At 44.1% G+C, this 15,256-nt stretch carries 18 protein-coding genes; 7 read left to right on the top strand and 11 right to left on the bottom strand.

What is annotated here, in order from left to right; all coding sequences use genetic code 11:
* The first annotated feature begins 21 nt into the window (after positions 1–21).
* The 6 genes from ZOBGAL_RS02695 (at position 22) to ZOBGAL_RS02720 (ending at position 4,841) form a co-directional block, all read left to right on the top strand.
* Entirely contained in the window at positions 22–489 is a 468-nt protein-coding gene (locus tag ZOBGAL_RS02695; RefSeq protein WP_013991964.1) for a DUF6428 family protein, read from the top strand.
* 35 nt (positions 490–524) lie between these two features.
* Positions 525–1,151, top strand: a complete 627-nt coding sequence (locus ZOBGAL_RS02700; protein WP_013991965.1) for an arsenate-mycothiol transferase ArsC — start codon at positions 525–527, stop codon at positions 1,149–1,151.
* Positions 1,144–2,196 (top strand): ACR3 family arsenite efflux transporter, encoded by a 1,053-nt coding sequence (gene arsB / locus ZOBGAL_RS02705; protein WP_013991966.1) that lies wholly within the window; start codon positions 1,144–1,146, stop codon positions 2,194–2,196. The genes ZOBGAL_RS02700 and arsB overlap by 8 nt, the downstream gene beginning before the upstream one ends.
* Positions 2,197–2,382: 186 nt before the next feature.
* Complete coding sequence (locus ZOBGAL_RS02710; RefSeq protein ID WP_013991967.1) at positions 2,383–3,843, top strand: potassium/proton antiporter; 1,461 nt, start codon at positions 2,383–2,385, stop codon at positions 3,841–3,843.
* A 44-nt stretch (positions 3,844–3,887) separates the two neighbouring features.
* Positions 3,888–4,253 carry a hypothetical protein gene (locus ZOBGAL_RS02715; protein WP_013991968.1) on the top strand — a complete coding sequence of 122 codons (366 nt, stop codon included), beginning with the start codon at positions 3,888–3,890 and terminating at the stop codon, positions 4,251–4,253.
* Positions 4,254–4,355: 102 nt separating this feature from the next.
* Positions 4,356–4,841 carry a hypothetical protein gene (locus ZOBGAL_RS02720; RefSeq protein ID WP_013991969.1) on the top strand — a complete coding sequence of 162 codons (486 nt, stop codon included), beginning with the start codon at positions 4,356–4,358 and terminating at the stop codon, positions 4,839–4,841.
* A gap of 70 nt (positions 4,842–4,911) precedes the next feature.
* Here the strand turns inward: ZOBGAL_RS02720 and ZOBGAL_RS02725 are convergent, their stop codons facing one another.
* From ZOBGAL_RS02725 to rimO, 4 genes are all read right to left on the bottom strand, one after another.
* Positions 4,912–5,910 (bottom strand): SMP-30/gluconolactonase/LRE family protein, encoded by a 999-nt coding sequence (locus ZOBGAL_RS02725; protein WP_013991970.1) that lies wholly within the window; start codon positions 5,908–5,910, stop codon positions 4,912–4,914.
* Positions 5,911–5,945: 35 nt separating this feature from the next.
* Positions 5,946–7,268: a GntP family permease gene (locus ZOBGAL_RS02730; protein WP_013991971.1), complete on the bottom strand. Its 1,323-nt coding sequence runs from the start codon at positions 7,266–7,268 to the stop codon at positions 5,946–5,948.
* A 71-nt stretch (positions 7,269–7,339) separates the two neighbouring features.
* Positions 7,340–8,497 carry a galactonate dehydratase gene (gene dgoD / locus ZOBGAL_RS02735; RefSeq protein WP_013991972.1) on the bottom strand — a complete coding sequence of 386 codons (1,158 nt, stop codon included), beginning with the start codon at positions 8,495–8,497 and terminating at the stop codon, positions 7,340–7,342.
* Positions 8,498–8,708: 211 nt separating this feature from the next.
* Positions 8,709–10,010: a 30S ribosomal protein S12 methylthiotransferase RimO gene (gene rimO, locus ZOBGAL_RS02740; RefSeq protein ID WP_013991973.1), complete on the bottom strand. Its 1,302-nt coding sequence runs from the start codon at positions 10,008–10,010 to the stop codon at positions 8,709–8,711.
* A 120-nt stretch (positions 10,011–10,130) separates the two neighbouring features.
* Here rimO and ZOBGAL_RS02745 point away from each other — a divergent pair, with 120 nt between their 5' ends.
* On the top strand, positions 10,131–11,231 hold the full coding sequence (locus ZOBGAL_RS02745) for a serine hydrolase domain-containing protein (RefSeq protein WP_013991974.1): 1,101 nt from the start codon (positions 10,131–10,133) through the stop codon (positions 11,229–11,231).
* Here ZOBGAL_RS02745 and ftsY read toward each other — a convergent pair.
* The 7 genes from ftsY to ZOBGAL_RS02775 form a co-directional block, all read right to left on the bottom strand.
* Positions 11,221–12,177: a signal recognition particle-docking protein FtsY gene (gene ftsY, locus ZOBGAL_RS02750; protein WP_013991975.1), complete on the bottom strand. Its 957-nt coding sequence runs from the start codon at positions 12,175–12,177 to the stop codon at positions 11,221–11,223. The two genes, ZOBGAL_RS02745 and ftsY, sit on opposite strands and share 11 nt — an antisense overlap.
* Before the next feature lie 180 nt (positions 12,178–12,357).
* Positions 12,358–12,510, bottom strand: coding sequence for a DUF4295 domain-containing protein (locus ZOBGAL_RS23000; RefSeq protein ID WP_013991976.1), 153 nt, complete (start codon positions 12,508–12,510; stop codon positions 12,358–12,360).
* A gap of 36 nt (positions 12,511–12,546) precedes the next feature.
* Complete coding sequence (gene rpmG / locus ZOBGAL_RS23005; RefSeq protein ID WP_013991977.1) at positions 12,547–12,729, bottom strand: 50S ribosomal protein L33; 183 nt, start codon at positions 12,727–12,729, stop codon at positions 12,547–12,549.
* Positions 12,730–12,740: 11 nt separating this feature from the next.
* On the bottom strand, positions 12,741–12,977 hold the full coding sequence (rpmB, locus tag ZOBGAL_RS02760) for a 50S ribosomal protein L28 (protein ID WP_013991978.1): 237 nt from the start codon (positions 12,975–12,977) through the stop codon (positions 12,741–12,743).
* A 67-nt stretch (positions 12,978–13,044) separates the two neighbouring features.
* Positions 13,045–14,295, bottom strand: coding sequence for a competence/damage-inducible protein A (locus ZOBGAL_RS02765; protein ID WP_013991979.1), 1,251 nt, complete (start codon positions 14,293–14,295; stop codon positions 13,045–13,047).
* Positions 14,295–14,633, bottom strand: coding sequence for an Hpt domain-containing protein (locus ZOBGAL_RS02770; protein ID WP_013991980.1), 339 nt, complete (start codon positions 14,631–14,633; stop codon positions 14,295–14,297). Before ZOBGAL_RS02770 ends, ZOBGAL_RS02765 begins: the two co-directional genes overlap by 1 nt.
* Entirely contained in the window at positions 14,633–15,244 is a 612-nt protein-coding gene (locus tag ZOBGAL_RS02775) for a fumarylacetoacetate hydrolase family protein (protein WP_013991981.1), read from the bottom strand. The genes ZOBGAL_RS02770 and ZOBGAL_RS02775 overlap by 1 nt, the downstream gene beginning before the upstream one ends.
* Between the last annotated feature and the right edge of the window lie 12 nt (positions 15,245–15,256).

Consider the following 15,256-nt stretch of genomic DNA (forward strand, 5'->3'; position numbering starts at 1 on the left):
ACAATAAATAAAAAATAGATTATGAAACTATCAGAAATCAAATCAGAACTTTCTAAATTAGAGAAAATAGCCTTTCAACTTCCCAATGGGGAATTGGTACCGAGCCACTTTCACGTAACGGAAATAGGTAAAATCACCAAACACTTTATAGATTGCGGGGGCACCGTGCGCAACGAAGAGGTCGTAAATTTTCAACTCTGGAACGCCAACGACTACGACCACAGACTACACCCTGAAAAACTATTGCACATTATTGAGCTTTCCGAAAAGACCTTGGGCATAGGTGACCTTGAAATCGAGGTCGAATACCAAGGGGATACCATCGGCAAATTCGGTTTGGATTTTGACGGCACCAACTTCTTGTTAACGACCAAACAAACGGATTGCTTGGCCAAGGAAAACTGTGGCATTCCTACCGAAAAACCGAAACTACAATTTTCCGACTTGGGACAAGGGAGTTCTTGTGACCCTAAAAGCGGGTGTTGTTAAGCGTTTCTCCTAAATTTCCAACTAAACATATTTTAATGAAAACTTTTGAAAAAATTGAGAACACCATTGCCTCCCTGCAAACGGGTTCTATTTCCGATGCGCGAAAAACGATATTGCAACCCCTAATCGATTTTATCCAGGGCAAGGTAGATGCCGATGAAACCATACGCCTGAATTTTATTTGCACCCACAACTCTCGCAGAAGCCACCTTTCGCAAGTCTGGGCACAGGCCATGGCCTATCATTTCAATATCAAGAACGTTTTTTGCTATTCCGGAGGAACGGAAGCCACGGCTTTGTTTCCCATGGCGGCCGAAACACTGGGCAATACCGGTTTCGATGTGGTAAGAAGATCCGATGACAAAAATCCCGTTTACAGCATTAAATATGCCCCCAACGAGCATCCTGTTATTTGTTTTTCAAAAACCTTGGATGACGATTTTAACCCCCAATCCAATTTTGCGGCCATTATGACCTGCAGTCAGGCCGATGGTGGCTGCCCATTTATTGCGGGTGCCGAAAAACGGATTCCCATCACATTCGAAGACCCAAAAGTTTTCGACAACACCCCACAGCAGGCAGAAAAGTACCATGAAAGGAGTATTCAAATTGCTACCGAACTGTTTTTTGTTTTCTCAAAAATAACCCCTAAAAATGGCTAAAAAGTTAAGTTTTTTAGATAGCTACCTCACGCTTTGGATATTTGCCGCCATGATACTCGGTGTCGCTATCGGCAATTTTTTTCCCCAGCTTCCCGACCTGATAAATTCCGCAAGCAGTGGAACGACCAATATACCTATTGCCATCGGCCTCATCCTAATGATGTACCCGCCCTTGGCCAAGGTAAATTACGCCCTACTCCCCAAGGTTTTTAGAAATATCAAGATTTTATCCATTTCATTGGTACTCAACTGGATCATAGGGCCCGTTCTTATGTTTTTGCTGGCCATTACCTTTCTTCAAGATTATCCGGAATATATGGTCGGGCTAATTTTGATCGGCTTGGCACGGTGCATCGCCATGGTACTGGTTTGGAACGACCTCGCCGATGGCAGTAGTGAATATGGGGCCGGACTTGTGGCACTGAACAGTATCTTTCAGGTGTTCGCCTATAGTTTTTATGCCTATATCTTTATTACCGTACTACCCCCCTATTTTGGTTTTGACGGGGCCATTGTTGACATTTCAATTGCCACCATTGCCGAAAGTGTTGCCATATACCTAGGCATACCCTTCGTTCTGGGCATATTGAGCCGCTCTATTCTCGTACGTTTAAAAGGAGAGGAATGGTACTCAAAAAAGTTTATCCCTACCGTATCTCCCATGACCTTGATCGCCCTTCTGTTTACCATCGTGGTCATGTTTTCCTTAAAAGGCGAGCTGATCGTTGAAATTCCTATGGATGTACTCATCATTGCCGTACCCTTGCTCATTTATTTTGCGCTTATGTTTATCATAGGTTTCTTCGTTACAAAAGCCACGGGGGCCACATATGACAAAACCACTTCCGTGGCCTTTACCGCCGCCGGAAACAACTTTGAACTGGCCATTGCGGTTGCCATAGCCGTCTTCGGATTAAATTCAGGCCAGGCCTTTGCCGGGGTTATCGGGCCCTTGGTAGAAGTTCCCGCCCTTATTTTGCTGGTTCGGGTTTCGTTTTGGCTGCGAAAGAAGTATTATAAAAAAACCGAAAACGTAGTTTCATAGATCCTTTCGGATGTGCCATTACCATTGTTAGCGAACCAAGTTCATGGCTTCACGATGGTAATGGCATTTTTACATTATTTCAAGCCAATTTTTATTGATATTAATGGTAACTCGCCGCTATTTTTGATTGATTTCCTTACCTAGAAACAATATCTTGCACAGATATTTTTTAAGCATGCAAAGCGAATGAATCTTACTATCGAAAATATTGTCTTAATTGGCTCTTTATTACTCTTTATTAGTATTGTCGTAGGTAAAACCTCGTACAAATTTGGGGTACCTACCTTGCTACTTTTCCTGGGCATCGGAATGTTGGCCGGATCGGAGGGCATAGGTGGTATTGTATTCGACGATCCCAAAATCGCCCAATTCATCGGTGTGGTTTCGCTGAATTTTATTTTGTTCGCGGGAGGCCTTGATACCAGTTGGCCTGCCGTAAAGCCCATTCTCAAAGAAGGTATCTTGCTTTCGACCCTGGGCGTATTGCTCACCGCGGTCTCATTAGGTATATTTGTATACTATGTCACCGATTTTACCATTTATGAAAGTTTACTACTAGGCTCCATAGTCTCCTCTACCGACGCCGCTGCGGTTTTCTCTATTCTACGGGGAAAAAGCCTCGCCCTCAAAACCAACCTTAGACCGACCCTGGAACTCGAAAGTGGCAGTAACGACCCCATGGCCTACGTACTTACCATTGCCTTTCTTTCCTTGGTCGTGAACCAAGATCAAGGACTGGCCTCTATAGTTCCCTTGTTTTTACAACAGATGATTCTTGGTGGCGCGGCAGGTTTCGGTTTTGGCAAGTTGAGCAAGCTGGTCATCAACAAGATAAGATTAGATTTTGAAGGGCTTTATCCCGTACTGGTCATCACCATGATGTTTATTACCTTTTCGGCAACCGATTTTATAGGAGGAAACGGGTTTTTGGCCATCTATATTTGCGCCGTTTATTTGGGGAATCAAGATCTCATCCACAAAAAAACCATCTTTCGTATGTTCGATGGTCTGGCCTGGCTGATGCAGATCGTGCTCTTCCTTACACTAGGGCTTTTGGTCTTCCCCAGTCATGTGGTACCTTATATCGGCATCGGCCTCACCATCTCACTGTTCTTGATTTTTATAGCGAGACCTATAGGTGTATTCATTAGCCTAATGTTCATTAAAATGAAACTCCGTAGGCGCTTCTATATTTCATGGGTAGGTCTTCGGGGAGCCGTACCCATCGTGTTTGCCACCTACCCCCTATTGGCGGGCATCGACAAGGCGCATATCATTTTCAATATCGTTTTCTTTATTTCGGTGACCTCGGTCCTTATACAAGGTACGACCTTGGCCATTGTTGCAAAATGGCTACACGTTGGCCTTCCCGAAAAGGCCAAGCGTATTTACGAAAAAGAGAAGTTCCTCGCCGAAATACCCAAGGCGGTCATGAAGGAAATCACCATTGGGGCCCAATGCTCTTCGGTCAACAAAAAAATCGTCGATTTAAACTTTCCCAAGAACGCCATCATTGCCATGATCAAACGAGACGATGTTTACATTACCCCCAAAGGGGCCACCGAAATTCAACAAGGCGATACCTTGGTCGTACTTTCCGACAACATGGAAGGATTGAACGCCGTTCAAGAATGCCTAAATCATTAGTTTTTTTTAACATCTACAAACCAATATAATTTTACCTTTGCCGAATGAAATCGGTTAAAAAGGTATTTGGTTTATTTGTGCTGACGGCAATTTATTGCTGCGCCATCGGCATGGGGTTAAATACCGACCAGACCCTTTCGGCAGAAAACCAAAGCCATTCCCCTAAGGAATCTATCTCTTCGGTATCGGCCAAACTTTACTGCCATACCTCCGAATCGGAAACAACGATAGACAACCCATCGAGCAACTCCGCTGATTGGCTTGAAGGTCCGGACAAGTTTTCGGGCTATTTCAAAGCCAGTGAGCGCACCTTTGAAAGCAAACTCACCCAATACACCCGTTTTTCGAGAAACTTGCTTATTTCTTATCGAAAATCGGATATGATATTCCCTTTTCATTACTTCTGGTAAATCCTTTTTTTTAAGTACCCCATGTCAAATCTTTGATTTGACCCATTACCATCGGGCTTGCTCCACGCACTGCCCCATTTATCCATTTAAAAACTTAAAAAAATGAATTTAGATTTAGGTACGTCCCTTGTCGGGGCCATATCCGTATTAGTATGTGTAATCCCCTTTGTTTTGGTTACCAGAAGTGTCAAGAAAAAAGAAAAAGCAATGCTCCGTTCCCTAAGCGATTTTGCGGAACAAGAAAACTGCAAAATACACGAACACGAGTATTTGGGCGATTTTATAATAGGAATGGACACCAATAAAAAGGTTGTTTTTTTCTATAAGGAAGAAAGGGACGCCTCTGAAAAACTTTCGGTAGACCTGAAAGACGTAAAGTCATGCAAAGCCTCTAGAATTGGAAAGACGTTCCGAAATAAAGGAAAGGTAGAGCAGGTCATCGAACGAATCGAACTGGTTTTCACTACCCGTCCGGCCGACCGTCGCAATGTCGTTTTTGAGCTTTTCAACAGCCATAATAACCTACAACTGAACGGAGAGCTGCAAACCGCCGAAAAATGGGCCAAAATAGTCAATGACTTAGTATAGCCCGCAAGTATTCCCAACTACGAAGCCCCCCGACGTTCCGGGGGGCTTTTGTATAAATAGATATCACGTTTTATTTAAGCGAAACCTTAAATATATAATCATCGGCCGTCAGGTAGAGTATTTTTTCACCTTTTCCGAAAGCACAATTCGCCGTTTTTTCACCGGTATGGATTTTGGCCACCGGTTTTCCCGATTCATTAAAAATCCAAACCCCACCGGGTCCCGTAGCAAACAGATAGCCTTTGCTGTGCATTTTCATACCATCGGGCAGGCCTTGTTGCCCTTCCTGACCTACCATTGGGGTTAAGTCGTAAAAAATCCTTTTGTTTTCGACCCTTCCCGTCGCTAAAATATCGTACTGGTACCATACGGCGTGTTCGGGATTGGAAACCGCCACGTACAATTTGGAAGCATCGGGACTTACCGCAATGCCATTCGGTCTTGATAATTTATCTACCAAAACGATTTCCCCTGTGGTTTTCAAACAATACACCCCTTGAAAATCGAGTTCTTTTTGGGGGTCGTCCATCTGTTGGGGCAACCCATATGGCGGATCGGTAAAATAGAGATTCCCCTCGGCATCGAAAACACCGTCATTCGGGCTGTTAAAGCGCTTTCCTTCAAATGAATCGGCAATTGCTTCGTAATCTGCCTTAGGAGCGTTCAACCCACTTTTCATTTTGGCTACCCGTCGTTCCCCGTGCTGCATCAACACAAGCTCTCCTTTCGGGCTCAACAGCAATCCGTTCGAACCAGGCTCCGCCCCGTAATCGCTTTTACCCAAATAACCTGACGGCTTGAGGTATTCGCTAGTATTTCCTAAGGCATCGATCTTAAACACGGTATTGTTCGGGATGTCGGAAAACAGGAGGTAATCGCCATCCGCAATCCACAAGGGGCCTTCCGTCCATGTAAACCCACTTCCTATAACTTCAATTTTGGCATTCGCATCTATAAGCTGTAATGCCTCACTATCTAGAATTTCAACAGAAAAACGGTCTTCCCTTTCTTGTGAAACAAGTGCGGTGTGAAGCCCCATCACTAAAACAATTACAAAAATTTTTTTCATGTCCAATTTATTTAAAATCGATTATCCCCTGAAACCTAGCCCATGAGTTGTGAAATACAGAATATCAAGGTCATGGCCGAGGTACCTAATACTAAGGTCCCAACCGTCTGTATCTGGTTTCCTTGCTTGACATCCATTCCCGTTAATGTGGTAAACACCCAAAAGAAGCTATCGTTGGCGTGTGAAACTACGGTAGAACCGGCCCCAATGGCCAAAACCGTCATCGTTTTCATAAAAGTTTCATCTAGGCCCAAGGCGGGCATCATAGGTGCGACAATGGAAGCCGTTGTTATCAAGGCCACGGTAGAGGAACCTTGGGTAGTCTTCAAACAAGCTGCCAACAAAAAAGGAAAAAATAAACCTATGGACATACCCGAAAAGCTTTCGGTAATCAACTCGGCGAAACCCGAGTTTTGAAGCATGGCACCAAAAATGCCCCCTGCGCCCGTAATTAAAATAATAGGTGCCGCAATACGCAACGAATCGCCCAACCAACCTGTTGCTGAATAGACTTGGGCATCTAATTTCTCAGGAAGCAATAAAGACAAAGCCACCCCTATCAGCAATGCTATTACAGGAGTACCCAAAAAAGCAATGACCGGATATACCGCCATGCCTGTCATATGAAGTTCGGGGTAATCAAAAATCGATTTTAAAACGATCAGAATAATCGGTACTATAATACACAACAGGGAAAGCGACAATTTGGGTCGATGTACCACATCGGGAGCAACTTCCATCCGGATAGGCACATATACTTTGGAAGCTATTTTGGTCGCAAAAAAATAGCAGCTGACCAAAGACAAGGAGCTAACGATCAATCCCCATAATATAACACTCCCCAATTCCGCATTCAAAATACCGGCCGCGGCAATTGGTCCGGGTGTCGGCGGTACCATGACGTGGGTGGCGGTCAGGCCCAATGCCAAGGCCGCGGTAGTACCGGCATAAGAAACCTTGGCCTTTTCGGAAAGGGCCTTGTTCAATGAATTCATAATAATAAAGGCACTATCGGCAAAAACGGGAATCGAAAGAAGATAGCCGGTTAGCATCATGGCCAAGTGAATGGATTTCTCGCCAATAAGCTGGATCATACGCGTAGCAATGACCATAGCCCCTCCTGATTTTTCGAGTACGGTGCCTATGGCCACACCAAAGAAAATAATAAGTCCGATTTTGCCCATGATGCTACCAAAACCGTTGTTTACGGAGTCTATAATAGCCTCTACGCCCATTCCGGTGATGAATCCGTAGCCAATGGCAGCCAGTAAAAGCACAAAAAACGGATGGATTTTCCATCGGACAATGCCCATGATTATAAAGGTCAGGGCACAAATTAAAGCTACAAGATAAAGCATAGGTGGTTGGTTAAAGTTGGATTAATTTAAGCACTAAATCATTCTAAAACTGATATTTAAGTTATTATTTCTTACCATTCGGCAAAACTACCGTCTTCATTTCTCCAGACAGGATTGGCCCAGTTATGACCAATTTTCTGGCCTTCCCTCAACTTCTCTTCGTTGATTTCTACCCCAAGGCCCGGTTTTTTCAGGAGTTCTATATAGCCATCCTTTACATCGAACACTTCGGGGTTGTCCATATAATCCAACAGATCAAAACCTTTGTTGTAATGAATACCCAAACTACTTTCTTGGATTACCGCATTTATGGAATTGAAATCAACATGTAGGCATGAGGCAAGCGCTACTGGGCCCAAGGGGCAATGTGGCGCCAAGGCTACGTCGTAAGCTTCCGCCATGGCCGCGATTCTGCGCACTTCCGAGATTCCCCCGGCATGGCTTAAATCGGGCTGAATGATATCTACCGTTCCCCTATGCAAAAGTTCCTTAAAATCCCAACGGGAAAACATACGTTCGCCGGTTGCTATTGGAATACTGGTATACGGATAAATATGATCAAAGGCTTCCTTATTCTCGCTCAACACCGGTTCCTCGATAAACATAGGGTTGTAAGGCGCCAGTTCGTCGATCAGACGTTTGACCATACCTTTGTGTATTCTTCCGTGAAAATCGAGTCCAATATCCAAAGTATCGCCAAACTCCTCCCGAAGCAATCGGATATTATCGGCCACAGTCTTAATTTTCTGTAAGGAATCGATCCATGCAAAGGCTCCCGTAGCATTCATTTTTACGGCTTTGTAGCCTTGCTCTACTTTTTCCCTTGCCTGCTCTAGAACAACTTCGGGATGATCCCCTCCTATCCAGCAGTACATTTTCATTTTCTTCCGTACCGCACCCCCTAAAAGATCGTATACCGGAACACCAAGGTGCTTGCCTTTTATATCCCAAAGTGCTTGGTCTATCCCTGAAATGGCGCTCATAAGAATAGGCCCGCCGCGGTAGAAACCACCCCCATAAAGCGTCTGCCAAATATCTTCTATATCATTGGCCGAACGACCGATAAGGTACTGTGACAATTCGTTAACACAGGCTTCGACCGTAGCGGCCTTGCCTTCTACAACCGGCTCTCCCCAACCTATGATTCCGCTTTTCGTGGTTATTTTGAGAAAAAGCCAACGTGGCGGTACTTTAAAAAGTTCTATTTTTTCGATTCGCAAGTCATCCATACTATTCAACTAAAGTTCTAGGGTTATTTTTATCTCACCATAAGCAGCAGTTCTCACCGTTACGATTGGTTTCCCCTAAAGTAGTGAATAATATTGAAGTGTAATTAGTACGTTTAAAAATAAGCCCAGAGACCGGGCCATAAAAAAACCTGTCTCGTTCAAGACAGGTTTTCAATTCTTTTCAAAAAGTCCCTACTTCTAGGACATATCATTATACCGGCTCGCCGTAAAGATCGAAATCTGCGGCATCGGTTATTTTTATATTTGCAAACTCTCCCTGTTTCAGATAGTATTTTGAAGCATCAATGAGGACTTCGTTATCAACATCGGGGGAATCGAATTCCGTTCGTCCGACAAAGTACGTTCCTTCTTTGCGGTCAATAATACAACGGAAGGTCTGTCCGATTTTTTCTTGGTTCAACTCCCATGAAATTTGTGATTGCAGCTCCATGATCTCGTTAGCCCTTTCTTGCTTGACCTCCTCGGGAACATCATCTTCTAAGGTATAGGCGTGGGTATTCTCTTCATGGCTATAGGTAAAGCAGCCCAATCGCTCGAAGCGCATTTCGGCCACCCATTCTTTTAGGGTTTGGAAATCTTCTTCGGTTTCCCCAGGGTAACCCACGATCAAAGTGGTACGAATGGCCATTTCAGGTACCGCCGCCCTAAATTCTTTTAGCAACTTTGTCGTTTTGGCCTGTGTTGTACCGCGACGCATACTTTTTAGGATGGAATCTGAAATATGCTGCAGGGGAATATCCAAGTAATTACAGATCTTAGGTTCTTCCTTCATTACGTCAAGAACATCTAAAGGAAAGCCCGTCGGGAAGGCATAATGCAATCGGATCCACTCAATACCTTCAACTTTTACCAAAGCTTGCAATAGCTCGGCCAAGTTGCGCTTTTTATAGAGGTCAAGACCGTAATAGGTCAAGTCTTGCGCAATGAGAATCAGTTCCTTGACACCCTTGGCGGCCAACTTTTCAGCTTCGGTCACCAAGTCTTCAATGGGCGTACTCTTATGCTTGCCCCTCATAATAGGAATGGCACAGAACGAACAAGGTCGATCACAACCTTCGGCAATTTTTAAATAGGCGTAGTTTTTTGGTGTGGTCGTCAAACGCTCCCCTATAAGCTCGTGCTTATAATCGGCGCCAAGGGCCTTCAACAAATTAGGAAGTTCACTGGTGCCGAAATACTCGTCTACATTCGGAATTTCCTTTTGCAAATCGGGCTTATAGCGCTCACTTAGGCATCCGGTCACGAATACCTTATCTACTTCACCGGCCTCCTTCTTCTGAACATATTCCAGAATCGTATTGACACTTTCCTCTTTTGCATTGGCGATAAAGCCGCAAGTATTTATTACAACAACATTACCTTCCTCCTCATGAACCACTTCCTTTTCGTTGGCACGCAACTGCCCCATGAGCACTTCGGAATCATACACGTTTTTCGAGCATCCCAAAGTAACTACATTGATTTTATTCTGCTTCTGCGATTTTGTTCTCATAATTGGAAATTGACCGCAAAAATACAACAAGATGAACGAACAGCTTCCTTTTGGTACGATTTCTTGTTGAATTGCGTTAAACTTTAATAGCCATTTGACGTCCTATAAGAAATCGAGGTCATGAAATATATCACCAACTCTGTATTAAGCTTCCTTTTACTGTTTCTTTTTAGTTGTTCCTACGACAAGGTAGAATCCGAAGTCGAAATCGACCCAGTTCCACAGGGCATGTATTTCCCAGCCATTTCAAGTACCACTTGGGATACACTCACCCCTGCCCAACTCGCTTGGAACGAAACGGAAATAGAAAGTCTATATGAGTATTTAGACGTAAACCGGACCAAGGGTTTTATGGTTTTGAAAGACGGCCGTATCGTTCTTGAAAAATACTTCAATGGCCATACGGCCGATAGCCAATGGACCTGGTTCTCCGCCGCCAAGAGCCTAACGGCGACCATCACCGGTATTGCACAAGAGGAAGGCCTGCTCCATATTACCGACAAAACCTCCGATTATCTCGGAACGAATTGGACTTCACTACCTATAGAAAAGGAAAACCTGATTACCGTACAGCACCATTTAAGCATGACCACTGGCTTGACCGACCATGTGGGCGACTACATACCGTGGGTCTGTACCACCCCAAGTTGTTTGGAGTATACTGCAGATGCCGGCACCCGTTGGGCCTACCATCAGGGCGGTTTTATCGTTCTTCAAAATATTCTGACCCAAAGTACGGGAATGGACTTTCAGAACTATGGAAAAACCAAACTTGAAGACCGTATCGGAATGCGGGGAAATTGGACCAAAGCCCTAGGCTTGAACCTATACAACAGTACCACCCGAAGCATGGCACGCTTCGGACTACTCGCCCTGAACAAAGGGAGTTGGGACGGGAGTTCGATCGTAAGCAAAACCTACTTCGACCAAATGACCGATACCTCCCAAGAACTGAATAAAAGCTATGGCTATTTGTGGTGGTTAAACGGAAAACAAAGTTATATGGGTACGACCTCCCAAGAAGTGGTATCGAGCGAACTGATACCCAATGCCCCCTCCGACCTATTTGCGGCCCTAGGTGCCAACGACCAGAAAATCTACGTCGTTCCCAGCCAAGGTCTGGTTATTGTTAGGTGCGGCGAAAGTGCTGGGGAAAACCAATTAGGACTCTCAAGCTTCGATAATGAACTGTGGGCTAAATTAAACGCCGTTATACCTTAAAGAAGGAGTCTACAAATTCATGCTTGTTGAACACCTGCAGGTCTTCAATTCCCTCTCCGACGCCAATATACTTGACGGGAATTTGAAATTGATCGGAGATACCGATGACCACACCGCCTTTTGCGGTACCGTCTAATTTGGTAACCGCCAACGAGGTTACTTCAGTGGCCTTGGTGAATTGTTTGGCCTGCTCGAAAGCATTCTGCCCGGTTGAACCATCGAGCACCAACAAAACGTCATGGGGTGTATTATCGACCACTTTTTGCATTACCCGTTTGACCTTCGTCAACTCGTTCATCAAGTTCACCTTATTATGAAGTCGTCCTGCCGTATCGATAATCACGACATCGGCATCTTGCTTGACGGCCGAACTCAAGGTATCGAAAGCGACAGAAGCCGGATCACTGCCCATTTTTTGTTTTACGATGGGAACGTCAACACGATCGGCCCACACCTGTAATTGATCGATGGCCGCAGCACGGAAGGTATCGGCTGCACCTAAAACCACTTTTAAGCCCTGCTTCTTAAACTGATAGGCCAACTTACCAATGGTCGTGGTCTTCCCCACGCCGTTTACACCTACCACCATAATGACATAGGGCCTTTTATCTTGTGGTACTGAAAATTCGGTTTGGTTCCCCAAATTGGTCTCGGAAAGAAGACCGGATATTTCTTCGCGAAGAATAGTATTGAGCTCGTCGGTACCCATATACTTATCCTTGGCGACACGAGCCTCGATGCGGTCAATAATTTTTAAGGTCGTGGTAACCCCGACATCGGAAGAAACAAGAACTTCCTCTAGGTTATCGAGTACATCGTCATCTACTTTAGACTTACCGGCAACCGCTTTGCTAAGCTTAGAGAGAAAGGAAGTTTTAGATTTCTCCAAGCCCTTGTCAAGGCTTTCCTTTTTCTTTGAAGAAAATATATTCTTGAACAAACTCATGTTTTCTTTGTATTAATAGGCTCAAAGATAATAAAGTAAGGCGGAAGTTTTTACTTTAATTGGCACTACCATGGCTTTAAAACGATCCATGTTTAAACGGGGGCTTTTCTCATCTCGGTATAGGAGCAACAAAAAAAGCCCCTTCTTTACGAAGAGGCTTCATCATACTATAAAAGTATCTTACTTTTTAGACAACCATTCGTTGACCGCTTCTGGGGTCATAACGGATTCAACAAAAGTGTAAGAACCACTTTTTGCCGATTTCACCATTTTAATGGCTTTTGTCAATCTTTTTGAACTTGTCTGTAAACTTGCTACCGTCTTCTTTGCCATGACTAATTTCTTTTATGTCCCCGTTGATACGAAAACTTATTTAATCTCCTTATGGATTGTCATCCTCTTTAAAATAGGATTGAACTTTTTAATCTCCATTCTTTCGGGAGTGTTCTTTTTGTTCTTGGTAGTGATATACCTTGAAGTACCTGGCATGCCCGAATCTTTATGTTCGGTGCATTCCAAAATAACCTGTATTCTATTTCCTTTCTTTGCCATCGTATTCTAGCTTATTTTACCAATCCTTCTGCCTTCGCTTCTTTCAAAACCGCAGAAATACCCCTTTTGTTGATAATTTTCAACGCTTTTGCTGAAACCTTCAAAGTTACCCATCGGTCTTCTTCGGGAATATAAAAACGTTTCTTAGAAAGATTGACATTAAACCTTCTTCTGGTCTTATTGATAGAGAACGATACATTGTTACCGAACATCGCTCTCTTTCCCGTAATTTCACAAACTTTTGACATCGCGCTGATTTTTCTTTAAACAGGGTGCAAATTTATATCATTTTTATGGGATGGACAAAAGAATATTTCAGATTTTTGAAATTTCTTTTTGTAACAGCTCTAAAGCCTTGTTTACCGACTTCTCCACAATACGATTTCTATGGTTGCCCATATTGAATTTTTGGGCGTGAACACCTGTCGGTGTTGCAATGGCCAAAAAGACCGTTCCGACCTCGGCATCCGAATCCCCTTTTGTCGGGCCGGCGTTACCTGTGGTTGCTATGGCATAATCGGTTTTTAACAAACTTCTTACGTTTTTGGCCATGGCCTCGGCCACCTCGGCACTGACCACGGAATATCTATCCACTACATCCTTGGGCACCTTCAGAACGTTTATTTTTGTTTCCGTGGCATAACTCACGACACTGCCCTTAAAGTAGGCTGAAGCCCCCGGCAAGGCCGTCAGTTGCCCTGCGATCTTTCCTCCGGTGAAGCTTTCCGCCGTAGCCAAGGTCAGGCCTTTGCCCGTTAAGGTCTTGGCCACCAATTCTTCCAAGGTTTCCTCGTCTTCGGTTCCATACATGATGTCGCCTATGAGTGCCGGCAGTTTTTGAGCCTCCTTCTCTACCGCATCGACCAAGACCTGTTTATCTGGCCCTTTAGCACTTAAGCGCAACCTGACTTTCCCCAAATTGGGCAGATAGGCCAGTTTGACAAAGGGGGGAAGATGGTCTTCCCACTGCTCCAATCTCTCGGCAATGGCACTTTCTCCCAAGCCATAAGTTACTATGGTCTTATGCAGGATGTATGGGCGCTCAAAATCCTTAATGATTTTAGGAATGACCTGATTTACTATCAAATTCTCCATTTCATAGGGTACCCCCGGCAAGGAAACAAAGGCCACACCTTCATCCTTAAACCACATTCCCGGTGCCGTACCGAGCGCATTGTGAAGCACGGTCGCCTTAGAAGGCACCAAGGCCTGCATCCTGTTCATATCGGATATAGGAGTAGATGAAATATACTTTTCAAAAAGTTCTTCCACGTGGGCTAGCACACCCGCGTCTTCCTCCAAGGTATCATTAAAAAACTCACAAAGGGTGTGCTTGGTAATATCATCTTTGGTCGGCCCGAGCCCTCCGGTCATGATAACCACCTGAGCCCTACCCTTGGCCTCTTCAAGAGCCTGAAGAATATGTTCCCTATCGTCTTGAACCGAAGTAATCTGATATACCGAGACCCCGATTTTATTCAGCTCCTTAGAAATAAAGGCTGAATTGGTATCGACAATCTGACCGATTAGGATTTCGTCGCCAATGGTAATGATTTCGGCAAACATCAAATACTAAAATCTTTCTTCAACTCCGATACGACTTGGTGTATATCTTTTTTTAGCAAGGGAAAGACCTCCTGTATCTCCGAAATATTTGCCCCGGCCTTACCTAAGGTCTCTATTTGCAATGCAGCGGCACGGGTCTGCTCCATCCCCAAAAGATCCACATTAGGCTTAATTTTATGGGCCAATTTATATACTTGGTCATGGTTTTGATCGTTCAGTGCAATCTCAAGATCCTCTAGATCTTGTGGCACTTCTTCTAAAAATACTGAAATTACAGAGTTGATGAAATCCTCATCCCCTTCAGCCATCTCATTGATTTTATCAAGATTGTAAATCATCATTTTACTTTTAAATGAAAAAGCTCATGCCCTTCAAGAACACCCGAAAGGTAATCATTTGCTTCAATTCTTCCAACACCGGAAGGCGTTCCGGTAAAAATTATATCGCCTTTTTTTAACATAAAAAACCGGGAAACATAAGCCACAAGTTCATCTATCTTCCAGAGCATGAGACTTGTATTTCCCTTTTGTACTTCTTTACCATTTTTGAACAGCGAAAAATTTATACGGTTCAAATCTTCAAAATCGGTTTTCGGAAGCCATTCACCTATAACGGCTGCTCCGTCAAACCCCTTTGCCTTTTCCCACGGCAGGCCTTTTTCCTTCAGTTTTGATTGCAGGTCCCTAGCCGTAAAATCAATACCTAAGCCTACTTCACTATAATATTTATGCGCAAACTTTTCATTGATATGCTTGCCCACCTTGTTGATCTTGACCAATACTTCAACCTCGTAATGGACATCGTTAGAGAATTCAGGGATATAAAAATCTTGTTCTTTGGGCAGGATTGCGGAATCGGGTTTGATAAACACCACCGGTTCTTCAGGGCGTTCATTGGCCAATTCGGCAATGTGCGCAGCATAGTTCCTCCCTATACAAATAAGTTTCATGTGTACCGATTT

Origin of the sequence: Zobellia galactanivorans (assembly GCF_000973105.1) — a bacterium.
GTDB classification, from domain to species: Bacteria; Bacteroidota; Bacteroidia; order Flavobacteriales; family Flavobacteriaceae; genus Zobellia; species Zobellia galactanivorans.